Origin of the sequence: Peptoniphilus stercorisuis, from assembly GCF_017874395.1 — a bacterium.
GTDB lineage: Bacteria > Bacillota > Clostridia > Tissierellales > Peptoniphilaceae > Anaerosphaera > Anaerosphaera stercorisuis.
Map to the genome: position 1 here is coordinate 21,608 of NZ_JAGGLJ010000010.1, position 16,889 is coordinate 38,496.

The following is a 16,889-nucleotide window of genomic DNA, read 5'->3' on the forward strand; positions in this document are numbered from 1 at the left end:
ATGAAGTAAATTAAATCGGAAATATTCTAGGAGGGATAATTTTGAAAAATAATAAAAAAGTATTATCTATGGCTATGGCACTTTTAATAGCTGGTTCTGCAATTCCTGCAAATAACGTTTTTGCAAGTTCGGATGCTATTGTAAAGACATCTGCAACAAGAGTTTCGGCAATAAGTGAATCAAAGGACAAAAAGGATTTATCTCAATCTCAAATTGATAAAATTGTTAAGAAAATAAAAAATGCTGATTCTTACAAAGAGCTTAGAAAGATTGAAAATCATTTAACTGATGAAGAAAGAGATAACAAAGAAATCAAAAATGCTATTAAAGATAAAGAAAAAGAACTTGATGGCGAAGATGACAAAGATTCTAAATACAAAGATGGCGATAAATTAAGACCTACTGATATTGAACTTTCAAAAAATGATAAGTCTGTATCTGGTCAAGTTTCAAAACACAAAAATGCTAAGATTAGTGTTTATCTAGATGGTAAGAGAATTGGAAATGATACTACTGATAAAAAGGGTAAGTTTGAAATATCTTTAGACAAGAAAGTTAAGGATGTTGATGATCTTGTTTTTTATGCTGGTAGTGGAAAAAACTATGGCGACAATGATAAAAACAAAAGCGATAAGGAAGTAAGTCCAAAAAATATTAAGCTTAAAAATAGTGACAAAACTATCACCGGAGAGCTTAAAGATTATCCTAAGGAAGATGTAAAAATCTATTATGATGGCAAACTTCTAGGAACTGCTACTACTGATAAAGATGGATATTTTGAATATAAATCTGACAAAAAAATAAAAGATATTGATGATCTTGAGTTTTATGTTGCTAAGGAAAAAAGCAAGGTTGATGAAAAACCTGTTATTATAACTAAGGCTATGCCTAAGACAAAACTTGTAGAGGGTACTGCAAGTGCTGAGGTTGACGTTGAGGTTAGACTTGCTGTAGCTGATATAAAACTTGGTGAGGGTAAGACTGATAAGGATGGAAAGTTCTCAATTAGTTTAAATAGAGATTTAGTTGCTGGTGAAAGACTTTCAGTAGTTGCTTTATCTGGTGGAAAAGAAATAAATAAATCTGAGTTTGTTGTTCCACAAGATTTCACTGAAAAAGAAGAAACTGAAAAAGCTAAGACTAATGTTAAGGCTTATATTAAGGGATATAGTGATGGATCTTTCAAACCAAATAATCCTGTATCAAGAGCTGAGGCTGCTACTATGATTGGAAGAATAATAAATGCTTCTGATGATTTTAGTACTGGTAATGATACTAAGTTTAGTGATGCAAATAATGAATGGTACTCTAAGGCTGTAAATTATGTTGTTGAGAAAAACTTAATCAAAGGCTATGAAGATGGAACTTTCAAACCAAATAAAAATATCACAAGAGCAGAGTTTGCAACTATCATTGCAAATTATGTTGGAAATGATCAATTAAATAAATCTGATCTAACTGATATTAAGGGACATTGGGCAGAAGCTAGTATAGATAATGTATATACTATTGGAGCTATAAAAGGTTATGAAGATAAGACTTTCAAACCAGATAATGAAATTACAAGAGCTGAAGCTGTTACTATTTTAAATAAGGTATTTGATGTTAAGGCTAATAATAAGTCATTGATAACTTTCACTGATGTAAGTAATAGTGACTGGTTCTATAATGATGTAATGGATGCTTCAAAATAAAATTTAAAAATTTAAGGGACTTCTTTAATGGAGTCCTTTTTTATTTGAACATTTTTGTAAATGTATATTGATTAAGTTTTGATAATATTATAATATTTAATTATGTAAAGGTTTTTCTAAGTTTTTTTGGAGGAGTTATGAAAAAGAAAAATAAAAGGAATTTTAAAAAGATAATTGCAACGACTTGTCTTATTTTAGTATTATCTAAACAAAATACTGTATTTGCAATAAGTGATGATTTTTGGAATATATTATCATTTGGTATTGAAAATGCTCAAAATAATATAGTTTATAGGACAGATACTAATGAGGAGATGGAGGAGCTAAAGTCCGAGATTCGTAAGGATCAAGAGGGGATTTTTAGTATGAAAAATATGTATAGAAATCTAAATGAAAAGGGAATTAGGGATTTTTATACACATAATCTAGTTAGGTTTGAAGTATCTACAAATTCTAATCAAAGGGAATTAAAGATAAGAGATATGGTCTATAAGAATAGTAAGGAAGATATTGAAAATATTAAAAGTATTGTAAAGCAAAAAACTCTTGGCTTAAATGGTAAGGATAATATTGAAAAACTTCATTCTGCTTATGAAACTGTAATTGAGGATTTAAGTTATGGATTTATTTCTGGTGTTGATAATGCTGAACTTTTAGAAAGAAATGTAATTCAAGGCTTGGCTGGGAATAAAGTAGTTTGTGAGGCTTATTCTTATTATATGGCGTTTTTTATGGACGAACTTGGTTTTAATAATAGGATTGTAACTGGTAGGACAGATAATGATTCTATAAATGGTCATATGTGGAATATAGTTGAAGTAGATGGAAAATGGTATGTTATAGATGCAACTTGGGGAGATTTTAAAAATAAAAATATACGAGATAAGTATTTTTTAGCAGGAAAAGATGATTTGACTAGTCATGTAATTGATGAAGGTTATAAGGATATTTATAATAAGGTAGAAAAGAAAAATTATTTTTATAATGAAGCTAAATCAAATTCTGATACTCAAGTTTTATTTAATAAGAATAAGGATCTATTAAATACTATTTTAAAAAATAGAGAGATTTTAAATATCAAATTAAATGAAAATAAGATTTCAGATAGGGCTGTAGTTTTAGAAATATTAAATATATATGATGAAAATATAAATAATTTGAAAAACTCCACAAAAAAAATAGATTTAGATATAAATAGTAATGATTTTTGGAATAAAGAAGTAGATATAAAAAAAGATATAAATAATCAAAGGGCTGATTTAACTTTATTAAATAATAATGTTATAAATTTTATAGTAAATAATCAAAATATAGCAAGTATTTTAAATGATGAAAATCAAATAAATTCTGATGAAAAAATAAAAGCTATTTTGCTAAAAGAGTATAAGAAACAAGAGGATATAGAAAATTCTAAGAAGTATTTTGAAACTTTAAGTGGAAATAATATAAAGGATATAGATATTAAGCCTTCTAATGATTCGAAGTCATATATTAAGGGATATAGTGATGATACTTTTAGACCAAATAATTCTGTATCAAGGGCTGAGGCTGCTACTATGATTGGAAGACTTATAAAGGGATCAGGGGATTTTGATAATGATGGTATTACTCTTTTTACTGATATAGAAAATGAATGGTATTCTGGTGCTATTTTATTTGTATCTGAAAAAAATCTAATAAAGGGTTATAGTGATAATACTTTTAGACCAAATAAAAATATTACTAGAGCAGAGTTTGCAACTATTATTGCAAATTATCTAGGAGATATTGATGTGAATAATTCTGCACTTAAGGATATAAATAATCATTGGGCAAAGAACTCTATAAATAAAGTATATTCTAAGAGTATTATAAATGGTTATCCTGATAAAACTTTTAGACCAGATTTAGATATTACAAGGGCAGAGGCTGTTACTATTTTAAATAAGGTTTTTAATATTGAAAATAAAAATAATAAAGATGTAGTGTTTAGTGATGTTTTTGAAAAAGATTGGTTTTATGAAAATATTATGAATGCTTCTAATTAATATAATATGGGGTATAATATACTCTAAGAAGAAAAGAGAACTCAATTTGGGTTCTTTTTTATTGAGATGCTTTTAATATTGATTAAATGTGACTTTTGTCTTGAAATTTTGTACAATTAGAGTATAATCTGAATATTGAATAAAGTTCATATTTTTATGTATTCATATTTTCGTATAGAATAAAAGGGGGATTAAATGAACAATTTAAAAAGAGTTTTATCTGCTGCTCTTGCTATTGTAATAATGTCTGCAGCAGTTCCAGTAAATACATTTGCAAGTGGGGTAAGTGTGTCTTTAAGTAGTGCTCAGGTGAAGAGTTTACCAGAAGATGTTCAAGGTATTATTGCAGAGGCAACAGATTATGGACAAAAATTAAAAGAATTCAAGGCTGAAAATGATAAAGAAACAGCAGCTAGTTCAAAGGAACTTTTAAAGCTTTCTCAAGCTAGAATAAATATGTCCTATGATAAAGCATCTGTGTTAAAACAAGCAGAAACTGCAAAAAAAGAAATGCAAGAATTAGTTATGTCTTCTTCACAACTTAAATCTCATAAAATAAAAGAATATGTGATTGAAGGAAAAACTTTAATTGCTAAAATTGATGTATTAATTAAGCAATATGAAAAAAATCCAAAAGTTTTAGCTGTATTAAATGGTGTAAAATCTAAAGTAGAATCAGGTGTATATGAACTTTCAAACTCATCAGCTCAAGTAGGAGCACTGATTAAAAATTTAAGTGCACAAATTGACAAAATGGCACAAGATAGAATTAATTATCTAAATGGAAATTCATCTTCACAAAATGATAAAAATAAAGATAAAGACAAGGTTTTAGATGAAATAAAAGATGCTGATTCGATTGAAGAACTTGATGATATTTATATTCCTGATAATCTAAAGTCTGATTTTGATATAGTAAAGGCAAAGGCAGACAGACGTGAAGAGTTAAGAGATGATATGGAAACTCAATATTCTGATTATGATAAGGAAGATAAGCTTCATGTAAGAAGAATTAGAATAAATAGAGATGAGGACAATAGATCTAAGTGGATTGTTGAAGGAAATGTTGATGATCATATTAGAGAATATGTAAGTATCTTTTATAATGAAAGATTTGTCGGTGGCGGATATACTGATGGAGATGGATATTTTGAGATAACTGTTTCTGAAGAGGTAAAAGACAATTCTTCTTTAGAGTTTTTTGCAGGAAAGTCAAAATATTTTGAAAAAGATGAAATTAGAATTGAACCTTGGGATATTAAATTTTCAACTTATTATGTTGAGGGAAAATATGAAAAAGATACTTTAGTTAGATTTTATTATAGAAATAAATATATTGGCGAAGCTAGAACTAATGCTGATGGAAAGTTTAGAATAAGATCAGAAAGAAGACTTACTGATTTATCTGATATGAAGTTTTATAAGAAGGATAATACTGCAAATAATGCAAGTGGTATTAATATTATCAGTGCTGGTGCAAGTGATACTAAAATCCTTGGTACTTCAAATTCTTATGCAGAGATTTTAGTTAAGGATGATGATGGAGTAAGACTTGGAAAAACTAGAGCAGATTATAATGGAAATTTCACTGTTCTTTTAAATAGGGCTTTAAAATTAAATGAAACTTTAAAAATTACTGTTTCTGAAAAAGACAGAGATGATATTAATATTGAATATATTGTAAGAGATGGTATGGAGTCTGGAAATCTTTCTAGAATGGCTTATGCTAAGGGATACCCAAATGGAAACTTTAAGGCTGGGGCTAATATTTCAAGAGCTGAAACTGTAATGATGTTTGCAAGACTTATAAATGGATCAGAAAACTTTAATACTCCAAATACTACAAAGTTTGAAGATGCTGAAGATGATTGGTATGCTCAAGCTATAAATTTTGTTGTAGATAAGGGGCTTATGAATGGATATCCAAATGGAGATTTTGAGCCAGATAGTTATATTACAAGAGCAGAGTTTACTACTATGGTTTCTAGATATGTAAAGGGAAATAATAATGGTGCATCTGGTCTTAAGGATATAAATAATCACTGGGCTAAGGAAGCTATTGAAGCTCTTTATGGAAATAAGATGATTAGTGGTTATCCTGATGGAACTTTCAAACCTGAGGAAAATATTACAAGGGCAGAGGCTGTTACAGTTTTAAATGCTGCTTTTGGTAGAAAATCTACACTAAATAGTATGGATAATATTTCAAATCCAGAGATGTTAATTACTTTTAATGATGTGAAAAAATCTGATTGGTATTATGCTGAAGTTTTAGATGCTACAAATGATCATGAGTCATTTAAAAAGGGAAATACTGAAATTTGGACAGTTGTAAAATAATTAAATGGAGGAGAAATAATGAATAAAAAATTACTATCTTTAGCTCTTGCTGGAACTATTATTTGTGCTATTCCATTTAACACTTATGCGAAATCAAGTGATTGGATAGAAAGTTCTGATTCTGAGATAAATTATGCAGTAAATAAAATTAAGGTATATAAAGATACTATAATTGTATATACAAATAAATCTAATACAAATATAAGATTTTATTCAGATAAAGATGAACTTTTAAAAGAGGGAAGTACTGATATTATTGGAAATGCAACTCTTGATATTGATGGATATCATGACTTAAGCTATGAGGATCATTATTTAGAAATAGGCTCTGATGATGTAAGAGTTTATTTAAATGATGAGAATAAAGTTGAAATTGTAAATGGATATTATTATGATAAAAACGCTGATGATGATTATGATCCAAGTGATGCTGATGATAAAGATGAGAGAGTTTTTCCTAAGTATAATTTTACTGAAAATGGAAATAAAATAGTTGGAAATCTTGAAGATTATAAATTTAGAAATATAAAAGCATATTATGATGATAAGTATTTAGCTAGTTCTACTTTAGATAAAAATGGAAACTTTGTAATAACACTTCAAAAACCTATTAGAAATAAGGAAATGATGAAGTTTTATGTGGAATATGATAGACCTTCTACTTCTGAAATAGAGCCTTTTGAGGTAAATAATACTGATTTTTCCGTAAGTGGAAAATATAATAAAAATGTAAGAATAAAAGCTATATATGGTGACAAAATTCTTGGTGAGTCTTTAACTGACAATGATGGGATTTTCACTATTGAAACAACTTATAGACTTCCAAGACATGCAAATATTAAATTTTATTTAGCAGGTGGAAGTGTTGTAAATACTGAAAATATTTCAAATAAATCCTATATTAAAGGTTATAGTAATAATACTTTTAAACCAAATGGTAAGATAACAAGAGCAGAAGCTGCTACAATGATTGCAAGACTTGTAAGTGGAAATGAAAATATTGTAGCAAATTCTACAAAGTTTTCTGATGCAAATAATATGTGGTATTCAGGAGCAGTTGATTTTGTTTCAAATAAGGGAATAATAAATGGATATCCTCAAAATATCTTTAAACCAAATAATAATATTACAAGAGCAGAATTTGTTCAAATGATTTCAAATTATTTAGGACTTGAAGTAGATGGAAAGTCTAGCTTCTTAGATACTAAGGATCACTGGGCAGAAGATGCAATTCATATAGTAACAGACAAGGGCTATGTAAAGGGATATGGCGATGGTACATTTAAGCCAAATAAAGAAATTACAAGAGCAGAGGCTGTTAAGATTTTAAATGAAACTTTTTCTATTAGAGATAATGGAATAGAAAGTGTAAGTTTTAGTGATGTAAAAAAATCTGATTGGTTTTATAATGAAATTGCAAAAGCTATAAATATGTAAATTGAAGAGTCGAGAAATCGGCTCTTTTTTATTTTATTTAGATAAATTAATAAATCATTGAAATTAAAATTATTTTTAATATATAATAAATACATTGTATAAAGGAGGGTTTATGTATAGCGAAATTGTTGGGATATTAAGTAATGGTTCTCTAAAGAAGAAAAGTCTTTATGAAGGATCGAAAAAAGAGTATTTGTTAGCTTCTATGATGGCGGGATTTTTTATTGGGATTGGAATTTTGATTATGTCTTTAAGTAATCTTATTTTCAAAAGTGTATCTTTTCCAATTGAAAAACTTGTAAATGGTTTTGTTTTTTCTCTTGCCCTTTCTCTTGTAATGACTGTTGGGGGAGAGCTTTTTACAGGAAATGTTTTAGTTTTATCTATGGGAAGTTTAGATAAGAAATTAAGCTTAAAAGATTGTCTTAAAATTTGTTCTTTGTCCTATTTAGGAAATTTATTTGGTGCTATTATTTTATCTATACTTTTTTTAGGTGCAGAGGGCTCTTTGACAAATATTGTAGATACTGTTTTAAATCTTGCAACTACAAAGGTTAGTTATTCATTTTCAGTTTTATTTTTTAAGGGAATTATGTGTAATATTTTAGTTTGTCTTGGAGTGCTTGCATATAATAAAATGGAAAATGAAGTTGCTAAATTAATAATGGTTTTTTGGTGTATTCTTCCATTTATAGCACTTGGTTTTGAACATAGTATTGCAAATATGACTTGTTTTACTATTGCAAAAATAGTATCTTCAGAATTTACTTTTGCAATGATTTTTAGAAATTTAATTCCTGTAACTCTTGGAAATATACTTGGAGGGCTTATAGTTTCTTTAACATACTTTAGCCTTGGGAAAAATAAATAAAATAAAAAGACCATTTTAAAAAAATGGTCTTTTTATTTCTATATTTATTTAATATTTAAAAAATTAAGGGCAATATTTGAAAGCGCTGCTACTCCGTATTTTAACACATTTTCATCTGGATTAAATCTAATGCCAATGGTTTTCCCAGGATTTTTTGATTTAATCTCTGCAATACATCCTGTATAGCCTTCTAGTATCTCAGAAATATCAAAATCTGCATTTAGTTTTTCAAAGTCTATATTTTCTATATGTTCTTTGTATTCTTCTTTTGTAGGAAGCCCCATTCTATTTTCTGAATGAATTTCTTTTCCGTATTTAACATTGTATCCAAGGGATTTTAAATATTTAATTATCTCTATTGTAGTTTCTATTTCAAGCCAACCTGTTTCGGCTATTTGTCTGTATTTACGTCTATTTGCTATAAGTTCTTTTTTGTATAATTCCATTAGTACTCCTTTCATTATTTAGAAATATAGTTTATCATATTAAAACATATACCATTATAGTATTAAATTTTATTAAAAAAATATGCAATATTGTATTATAATTTTTTTAGAAAGATACAATAATTAAAATTGAAAAAATATTAAAAAAATTCAAAAAAAAGTTTTTAAAATTAGATATATCAAAAAAATTCTGGGTATTATGTGCTTATCGCAATTGATAATAAAAAATGAATTTGGTATAATTAAATCATCGTGAAATAGTTATCATAATTTATTTGAAATGGAAGAATAGCCACTTAGAAAATAGATAAAAATCTATTTACAATATAATATAAGGGAGTGTTTTAAAATGGCAGATACTTTAAATCCATTAGTAGCAGCACAAGAGAAAGTAAGAATTGCATGTGAGAAATTAGGATGCGATCCAGCAGTTTATGAACTTTTAAAAGAACCTAAAAGGGTAATTGAAATAACTATTCCGGTAAAAATGGATGATGGAAGTGTAAAAACTTTCAAAGGCTGGAGATCAGCACATTCAGATGCAGTAGGACCTGCAAAAGGTGGAGTTAGATTTCATCCAAATGTAAATATGGATGAGGTTAAAGCACTTTCACTTTGGATGACTTTCAAAGGCGGAGCACTTGGACTTCCATATGGTGGAGGAAAAGGTGGAATATGTGTAGATCCTTCAGAACTTTCAAAAAGAGAATTAGAACAACTTTGTAGAGGTTATATTAGAGGACTTCACAAATATCTTGGAGAGAGAATTGATATTCCTGCACCTGATGTAAATACAAATGGCGAAATTATGTCATGGTTTATTGATGAATATGCAGTTTTAAATGGTGACAGATTAGATATGGGAACTTTCACTGGAAAACCAGTAGGATTTGGTGGATCAGAGGGAAGAAATGAAGCTACAGGATTTGGAGTAGCAGTAGTTGTAAGAGAAGCAGCTAAAAGATTTAATATAGATATTAAGTCTGCAAAAATAGCAATTCAAGGCTTTGGAAATGTTGGAACTTTCACAGTTAAAAACATTGAAAGACAAGGTGGAAAAGTTTGTGCTATTGCAGAATGGGATAAATCTGAAGGAAATTATGCTCTTTACAATGAAAATGGTATTGATTTTAAAGAATTACTTAAATATAAAGAAGAAAATAAAACTTGTTTAGGATTTGAAGGAGCTACAAAAATCTCAGATGAAGAATTTTGGGCTAAGGAATATGATATTTTAATTCCAGCAGCTCTTGAAAATGTTATAACAGAAGAACTTGCAAATAAACTTAATGTTAAACTTGTTTGTGAGGCAGCAAATGGACCAACAACTCCTCAAGGAGATAAGGCTCTTAAAGAAAGAGGAATAAATCTTACTCCTGATATTTTAACAAATTCAGGTGGAGTATTAGTTTCTTATTATGAATGGGTTCAAAACCAATATGGATATTATTGGACAGAATCTGATGTAGAAGATAAACAAGAAGCTGATATGATGAGAGCTATTGAAGGTGTTTTTGAAGTTGCAGATGAATATGATGTAAGTTTAAGAGATGCAGTATATATGTATGCTATTAAAGGTATTGATTTTGCAATGAAAATGAGAGGTTGGTATTAATACAATCTAAATAAATAGACTTAAAGAGATGGTTTAAACCATCTCTTTTTTTAATTACTTAAAAATAATAAAAATATAATTTTGACTTTATTATACTTATATGGTACAATAACTTTTAATTTTAGAAAGGTACTATGATAAAGTGTTAACTTAAGCAAAGGGAGGAAAAAAATGAAAACTAAGTCAAAAAGGATTGTTTCGATACTTATTATTTTAGCTATGACATTTACTCTTGCAGCATGTGGAAAAGCAGATAATAAATCTAATGCTGGAAATAATACAGCAGCAGATGATGGACCAAAAAGTGATTATCACATAGGAATTGTAACAGGAACAGTAGCACAAGGAGAGGACGAGCTTAGAGGAGCAGAAGCTGCAATGGAAAAATTCGGATCTGCAGATGAAGGTGGAATGATTGTTCATGACACATATCCTGATAATTTCATGGCAGAGCAAGAGACAACTATATCTAAAATCGTTGCAATGGCAGATGATCCAGATATGAAAGCAATTATAGTAAATCAATCAGTACCAGGAACAAGTGCAGCCTTTGATCAAGTTCGTGCAAAAAATCCAGATATTTTGCTTCTTGCACTAACTCCACAAGAGGACACTACAATGGTAGAAGAATCTTCAGATCTTGCACTTGATGTAGATAATATTTCAAGAGGATATAGAATTATAGAAGCTGCTAAGGAAATGGGAGCTACAAAATTTGTTCATATTTCTTTTCCAAGACATATGAGTATTGAACTTCTAGCTCTTAGAAGAAATATTATGAAAGAAGCTGCAGATGAACTGGGAATAGAATTTATTGATGAAACTGCACCAGACCCAACATCAGATGTTGGAATACCAGGAGCACAACAATATATTGCTGAAAAAATTCCTACATGGATTGAAAAATATGGAAAAGATACAGCTTTCTTCTGTACAAATGATGCTCATACTGAACCACTTCTTCGTGGAATAGCTTCAGGTGGAGCAATATTTGTAGAACAAGATTTACCATCTCCAATTATGGGTTATCCAGGAGCATTTTCAGTAGATCTTTCAGGAGAAGCAGGAGATTGGCCAGCAATTAATAAAAAGGTTGAAGATGTAGTAGTTGAAAAAGGTGGCTCAGGAAGAATGGGAACTTGGGCATATTCACTGGGATATTCAACAACTATAGGAGCAGTTGATCTTGTAATAGATGTACTTGATGGTAAAAAAGAACTTACAAATATAGATGATATAAAATCAGCAATTGGAAATTATACTGAAGGAGCAAATTGGATGGGCTCTTATTATGTAGATAGAGCAAGTGGAGAGGAAATGACAAATCACGTTTTAGTTTCTCAAGACACTTATGTTTATGGTAAAGGATATTTAGGAATGGACAAAGTAGAAGTTCCTGAAAAATATTTACAAATGAATGTAGATGAGGCTCAAGGCAAATAAAGATGTACCAACGGCAAGGCCGTTGGTCCTTTTTTAATAAGAGGTGAATTATGGGAATATTATTAGAAGCTAAAAATGTAGAAAAAAGTTTTGAACAAAATACAGTTTTAAAAGATGTGAATTTTACATTAAATGAAGGGGAAATTTTAGGGCTTGTTGGTGAAAATGGTGCTGGAAAATCTACTTTAATGAATATTATTTTTGGAATGGAAGTAATTAATGAAACGGGAGGATATAGTGGAGAGGTTTTATTAAATGGTAAAAAAATAAATTTTAAATCTCCAATTGAAGCTCTAGATAGTGGTATTGGAATGGTGCATCAAGAGTTTAATCTAATACCTGGATTTACTGTTTCAGAAAATATTACTTTGAATATGGAAAAAACCAACAAAAATTTAGTTTCTAGTGTAATTGGAAAAAAGTATGAGACAGTAGATACTAAAGAAAATCTTAAAACATCAGAAAATGCTCTTAATACTTTAGGCGTAAATATAGATTCTAAGGAATATCTTAGTGAGATGCCTGTTGGGCATAAACAGTTTATAGAGATTGCAAGAGAGATGACAAGAGAAAAGGTAAAATTAATTATAATGGATGAGCCAACAGCTGTATTAACTGAAAGTGAGGCAGAAATTTTAATTAAATCTCTTAAGAAACTTGCAAGTCTTGGAATTTCAATTATATTTATTTCACATAGATTATCTGAAGTTATTGATCTTTGCGACAATATAATTGTTTTAAGAGATGGATTTGTTGTAGAAAATAGAAAATCAAGTGATTATACTATTGAAGAAATAGCAAGTCTTATGGTTGGTAGAAATGCAAAGAAACAAGAAGGGGAAATAATTGAAAGAAAAAAATTAAATAAAGAAGATATTATTTTAGATATAAAAAATCTATGGGTGGATATGCCAGGTGAACAAGTAATAGATGTAAATTTAAGTGTAGTTCGAGGTGAGATACTTGGAATTGCAGGAATTGCAGGACAGGGAAAACTTGGTATTCCAAATGGAATTTTGGGGACATATCCTGTTGGTGGAGAGGTTATTTTTAATAATGAAAATTTAAAGCTTGGAGATACTTTTAGTATTTTAAGAAAAAAAATTGCCTTTGTATCTGAAGATAGGCGTGGAGTTGGACTTCTTCTAGAGGAACCTATTTATTGGAATATTGCTTTTAATGCAATGCAAGTCCAAAATAAATATTTAAAAAAACGCTTTGGTATTAAATTTAGAGATGAAGTGGCAATGAAGGAACTTGCAGATTTTTATATAGATTCACTTGCTATAAAGTGTATGGGACCTACTCAAAGGGCTCAAAATCTATCTGGTGGAAATCAACAAAAAGTTTGTCTTGCAAAGGCTCTTGCTATGGAACCAGAACTTTTATTTGTATCAGAGCCAACTCGTGGTATTGATATTGGTGCAAAAGAGCTTGTTCTTAATACTTTAAAGGAAACAAATGCAAAGGACGATACATCAATAGTTATGATATCTTCAGAACTTGAAGAGTTAAGAAGTATTTGCGATAGAATTGCAGTTATTTGTGATGGTAAGATTGCAGGTATTCTTTCTCCTTATGATTCATCAGAAAAATTTGGATTATTAATGAGTGGAGTTAGTTTAAAAGAGGTGAATGCAAATGTATGAAAAGCAAAATCTTATTAAAAAATTTGGACTTCCAAGAATTATTATAGCAGTATTTTTAATAGCTCTTTTTATTATAGCTCCCTTTGTAGGAGTAGGAGTAAGGCAATCTTTTGAAGATGTTATAAGTAGATTTGGAATGTTTTCTATATTAGTGCTTTCAATGGTTCCTATGATTCAATCAGGATGTGGGCTTAACTTTGGTATTCCTGTTGGAATAATTGGAGGAATACTTGGAGCAATAACAAGTATTGAGTTTGGATTTTCTGGACTTTTAGGAATACTTATAGCAGTTTTATTTGGAGTAGTTGTATCTATTTTATTTGGTTTATTATATGGTTTTTTATTAAATAGAATAAAAGGTGATGAGATGCTAATTGCAACATATGTAGGATATTCCTTTGTTGCTTTTATGAGTATAATGTGGATAGTTTTACCTTATAAAAATCCAGTTTCTGTAATGAGTTATGGAGGAAGTGGACTTCGTCAGCAAATACCTGTTGCAGATTATTGGATGGTTAATTCTACAATTGATGGAACTACAAGAAGTGTTGGTATAATTTCAAACTTTTTATCTTTTGAAATAGCTGGAGTTACAATACCAACGGGAATGATTTTATTTTTTGCATTAATGGCAATAATCGTTTGGGGATTTTTCAAAACAAAAACTGGAACAAGTATTACAGCAGTAGGTTCAAATCCTGAATATGCTAAGGCATCAGGAATTAATATAAATAAAATGAGAGTAATCTCAGTAATAATGTCAACAGCAATAGCAGCTATTGGTATAATAATATATCAACAAAGTTATGGATATATTCAGCTGTATACAGCTCCTCTTGCATTTACATTTCAATCAGTAGCTGCTATTTTAATTGGTGGAGCAAGTTTAAATAAAGCTTCAATAGTAAATGTAATAGTTGGAACAATTCTATTTCAAGGAATTTTGACAATGACTCCTACAGTAATTAATGGAGCATTAAATATAGATATTTCAGAAGTTCTAAGAATTATAGTAACTAATGGAATGATTATATATGCACTTACAAGGAGGAATGAATAATGAAAAAAACTAAATTTTTAAATAAATATATGGTTCCAATTCTATTTTTAGTTATTTGTGGAATAGGAATTTATATAGCAAGACCTCCTCTTGCATATTTAACTGGTGAACTTGCAAGAAGAATGGTTAGAAATACATTTTTAGTACTTGCTCTAATAATACCAATTCTTGCTGGTATGGGAATTAACTTTGGTATTCCCTTAGGTGCAATGGCTGGGCAAATTGGCCTTATTTTTGTAACAGACTGGGGAGTAGTTGGAGTAAAGGGACTTTTCTTAGCTGCTATAATAGCAACTCCTATTGCAATGCTTTTAGGACATTTTTCAGGTAGGGTTTTAAATAAAGCTCGTGGACGAGAGATGATTACATCAATGATGCTTTCATTTTTCATACTTGGAATATATATGCTGTTTTTATTATATTTATGTGGATCTATAATTCCTTTTAGAAATAATAAAATAATATTATCTCAAGGATATGGAGTAAAAAACGCACTTAAGCTAGATGTTGCAAAGGGATTTGATGATTTACTAAAATTTAATGTAAATATTCCAATTGGAACTCAAAAAATCGCCTTTGAAGTGCCTGTATTTACTATTATATTAATAGTTCTTCTTTGTGTATTTACTATTTGGTTTAAGAAAACTAAAATAGGTCATGATATGAGAGCTGTTGGACTTGGTCAAAAGGTAGCTGCAAATGCAGGGCTTAATACAGATAAAATTAGAATTCAATCAATTGTAATTTCAACTGTACTTGCTTCTTATGGTCAAATAATATATCTACAAAATATAGGAACATTAAATACCTATGCAGGTCAAGATCAAGCAGCGCTATATGCTGCAGCTTCACTTCTTGTAGGTGGTGCAAGTGTATCTAATGCATCAATACCAAATGCAATTATTGGAACTGCACTATTTCACTTAATGTTTATAGTAATGCCTCAAGCAGGTAAGGCTCTAACTGGAGATGCAATGATTGGCGAGTATTTTAGAACATTTTTAAGTTATGGTGTTGTAACAGTTGCATTAATAATGCATGCTTATGAAAGACAAAGAGGTCTTGAAGAGCAAAGAAGAAATACAAGATTAAAAGTTCAAAAAGAAATTAAAGCAAATTAAAGGCTGTGTAAACAGCCTTTTTTTAATAGAATTTTAATAATTAAAGAAAGCTAGGTTGTTGTATGAAGTGCCAAAGATTGATATAATATTATTCGAATAATTATAAATATCCGAAGATGAAAGGTCTGATTAAGTGAAGACAAAGATTATAAAGATTGATAAGGATAATATTGAAAGAAAGAAGATTGAAGAAATCACTAGAGCTTTTTCTGATGGAAAACTTGTTGTAATTCCTACGGAAACAGTATATGGACTAGGCGCAAATGGATTAGATGAAGAGGCTTGTAAAAATATTTTTAAGGCTAAGGGAAGACCTGCTGACAATCCACTTATTTTACACATTGCAGAAAATTCTCAATTAGATGAATTAGTAAGTGAAATACCAGAGCTTGCTAAAAAATGTATTGATGAATTTTGGCCAGGTCCTATTACAATGATTTTTAAAAGATCAGATAAAATTCCAAATGTTGTAACTGCAGGACTTGATACAGTTGCAATTAGAATGCCATCTCATGAAATTGCAAGAGCGATTTTAAAAGATTGTAAACTACCAATAGCAGCACCTTCTGCAAATTTATCAGGAAGACCAAGTCCAACTGCATTTAAACATGTAAAAGAGGACTTAGATGGAAAAGTTGATATAATAGTAGATGGTGGAGTTACAAATGTTGGAATTGAATCTACTGTAATTGATATGACTTCAAATCCACCTATGATTTTAAGACCAGGTGGAATAACATATGAAGATTTAAAAAAGATTATTCCAGATGTTGCAGTTGATAATACTACAATAGATGCAAGTGATCATGCTATTCCAAAATCTCCAGGACAAAAATATCGTCATTATGCACCAATTGCTGATGCCTATTGTTTTACTGGAAATTTAGATGGAGTTGTAAAAGAAGTTAACAAAAGATTAAAAGAAAATAGTGATAAAAAAGTTGCAGTTCTAGCTACAACAGAAACAAAAGATGATTATAATGGGGCATATATTGTAATAGATTTAGGATCTAGAGAAAATATGCAAGAAATTGCACATAACCTTTTTGATGCGCTTAGAAAGTGTGATGAGGAGGAAGTAGATCTTATATATGCAGAAGGCTTTGATTTTAGAGGAATTGGAGCTGGAATTATGAACAGACTTTTAAAAGCCTGTGGAGGCAAGTTAGTGCTTGGACTATAAGGA

General features: G+C 29.5%; 12 protein-coding genes. 11 read left to right on the forward strand and 1 reads right to left on the reverse strand.

The genetic code is table 11. The annotated features are described in order from the left end of the window. The first annotated feature begins 41 nt into the window (after nt 1-41). The 5 genes from J2Z71_RS05840 (at nt 42) to J2Z71_RS05860 (ending at nt 8,369) form a co-directional block, all read left to right on the forward strand. Nucleotides 42-1,694 carry an S-layer homology domain-containing protein gene (locus tag J2Z71_RS05840; RefSeq protein WP_210060921.1) on the forward strand — a complete coding sequence of 551 codons (1,653 nt, stop codon included), beginning with the start codon at nt 42-44 and terminating at the stop codon, nt 1,692-1,694. A 137-nt stretch (nt 1,695-1,831) separates the two neighbouring features. Continuing rightward, entirely contained in the window at nt 1,832-3,721 is a 1,890-nt protein-coding gene (locus J2Z71_RS05845; protein ID WP_210060922.1) for an S-layer homology domain-containing protein, read from the forward strand. A 195-nt stretch (nt 3,722-3,916) separates the two neighbouring features. Next, nucleotides 3,917-6,061 carry an S-layer homology domain-containing protein gene (locus J2Z71_RS05850; RefSeq protein WP_210060923.1) on the forward strand — a complete coding sequence of 715 codons (2,145 nt, stop codon included), beginning with the start codon at nt 3,917-3,919 and terminating at the stop codon, nt 6,059-6,061. Between the two features lie 18 nt (nt 6,062-6,079). Further along, nucleotides 6,080-7,498, forward strand: a complete 1,419-nt coding sequence (locus tag J2Z71_RS05855) for an S-layer homology domain-containing protein (protein ID WP_210060924.1) — start codon at nt 6,080-6,082, stop codon at nt 7,496-7,498. 112 nt (nt 7,499-7,610) lie between these two features. Beyond that, a complete protein-coding gene (locus J2Z71_RS05860; RefSeq protein ID WP_210060925.1) occupies nt 7,611-8,369 on the forward strand; it encodes a formate/nitrite transporter family protein in 759 nt (252 codons plus the stop codon). A gap of 44 nt (nt 8,370-8,413) precedes the next feature. On the opposite strand, the gene J2Z71_RS05865 is transcribed toward J2Z71_RS05860, so the two are convergent. Further along, nucleotides 8,414-8,815 (reverse strand): zinc-binding metallopeptidase family protein, encoded by a 402-nt coding sequence (locus tag J2Z71_RS05865; protein WP_210060926.1) that lies wholly within the window; start codon nt 8,813-8,815, stop codon nt 8,414-8,416. Between the two features lie 349 nt (nt 8,816-9,164). On the opposite strand from J2Z71_RS05865, the gene J2Z71_RS05870 reads away from it, so the two are divergent. The 6 genes from J2Z71_RS05870 to J2Z71_RS05895 all read left to right on the forward strand — a co-directional run bounded on the left by J2Z71_RS05870 (nt 9,165) and on the right by J2Z71_RS05895 (nt 16,886). Next, nucleotides 9,165-10,430 (forward strand): Glu/Leu/Phe/Val family dehydrogenase, encoded by a 1,266-nt coding sequence (locus J2Z71_RS05870; protein ID WP_210060927.1) that lies wholly within the window; start codon nt 9,165-9,167, stop codon nt 10,428-10,430. Nucleotides 10,431-10,601: 171 nt separating this feature from the next. After that, entirely contained in the window at nt 10,602-11,873 is a 1,272-nt protein-coding gene (locus tag J2Z71_RS05875; protein WP_210060928.1) for a DUF3798 domain-containing protein, read from the forward strand. A 50-nt stretch (nt 11,874-11,923) separates the two neighbouring features. Continuing rightward, nucleotides 11,924-13,522, forward strand: coding sequence for a sugar ABC transporter ATP-binding protein (locus J2Z71_RS05880; RefSeq protein WP_245311192.1), 1,599 nt, complete (start codon nt 11,924-11,926; stop codon nt 13,520-13,522). Continuing rightward, the gene (locus J2Z71_RS05885; RefSeq protein WP_210060929.1) at nt 13,515-14,582 is read left to right on the forward strand and encodes an ABC transporter permease subunit; all 1,068 of its coding nucleotides are present in this window, start codon (nt 13,515-13,517) and stop codon (nt 14,580-14,582) included. Before J2Z71_RS05880 ends, J2Z71_RS05885 begins: the two co-directional genes overlap by 8 nt. Beyond that, complete coding sequence (locus J2Z71_RS05890; RefSeq protein WP_210060930.1) at nt 14,582-15,703, forward strand: ABC transporter permease subunit; 1,122 nt, start codon at nt 14,582-14,584, stop codon at nt 15,701-15,703. Before J2Z71_RS05885 ends, J2Z71_RS05890 begins: the two co-directional genes overlap by 1 nt. 133 nt (nt 15,704-15,836) lie before the next feature. Further along, nucleotides 15,837-16,886 carry an L-threonylcarbamoyladenylate synthase gene (locus tag J2Z71_RS05895; protein ID WP_210060931.1) on the forward strand — a complete coding sequence of 350 codons (1,050 nt, stop codon included), beginning with the start codon at nt 15,837-15,839 and terminating at the stop codon, nt 16,884-16,886. The last annotated feature ends 3 nt before the right edge of the window (nt 16,887-16,889 follow it).

Excerpts from the sequence above, each read along its gene's own strand:
- J2Z71_RS05845 (WP_210060922.1), top strand. The coding sequence starts at position 1,832 with ATGAAAAAGAAAAATAAAAGGAATTTTAAAAAGATAATTGCAACGACT.
- J2Z71_RS05850 (WP_210060923.1), top strand. The coding sequence starts at position 3,917 with ATGAACAATTTAAAAAGAGTTTTATCTGCTGCTCTTGCTATTGTAATA.
- J2Z71_RS05855 (WP_210060924.1), top strand. The coding sequence starts at position 6,080 with ATGAATAAAAAATTACTATCTTTAGCTCTTGCTGGAACTATTATTTGT.
- J2Z71_RS05860 (WP_210060925.1), top strand. The coding sequence starts at position 7,611 with ATGTATAGCGAAATTGTTGGGATATTAAGTAATGGTTCTCTAAAGAAG.
- J2Z71_RS05865 (WP_210060926.1), bottom strand. The coding sequence starts at position 8,815 with ATGGAATTATACAAAAAAGAACTTATAGCAAATAGACGTAAATACAGA.
- J2Z71_RS05870 (WP_210060927.1), top strand. The coding sequence starts at position 9,165 with ATGGCAGATACTTTAAATCCATTAGTAGCAGCACAAGAGAAAGTAAGA.
- J2Z71_RS05875 (WP_210060928.1), top strand. The coding sequence starts at position 10,602 with ATGAAAACTAAGTCAAAAAGGATTGTTTCGATACTTATTATTTTAGCT.
- J2Z71_RS05880 (WP_245311192.1), top strand. The coding sequence starts at position 11,924 with ATGGGAATATTATTAGAAGCTAAAAATGTAGAAAAAAGTTTTGAACAA.
- J2Z71_RS05885 (WP_210060929.1), top strand. The coding sequence starts at position 13,515 with ATGTATGAAAAGCAAAATCTTATTAAAAAATTTGGACTTCCAAGAATT.
- J2Z71_RS05890 (WP_210060930.1), top strand. The coding sequence starts at position 14,582 with ATGAAAAAAACTAAATTTTTAAATAAATATATGGTTCCAATTCTATTT.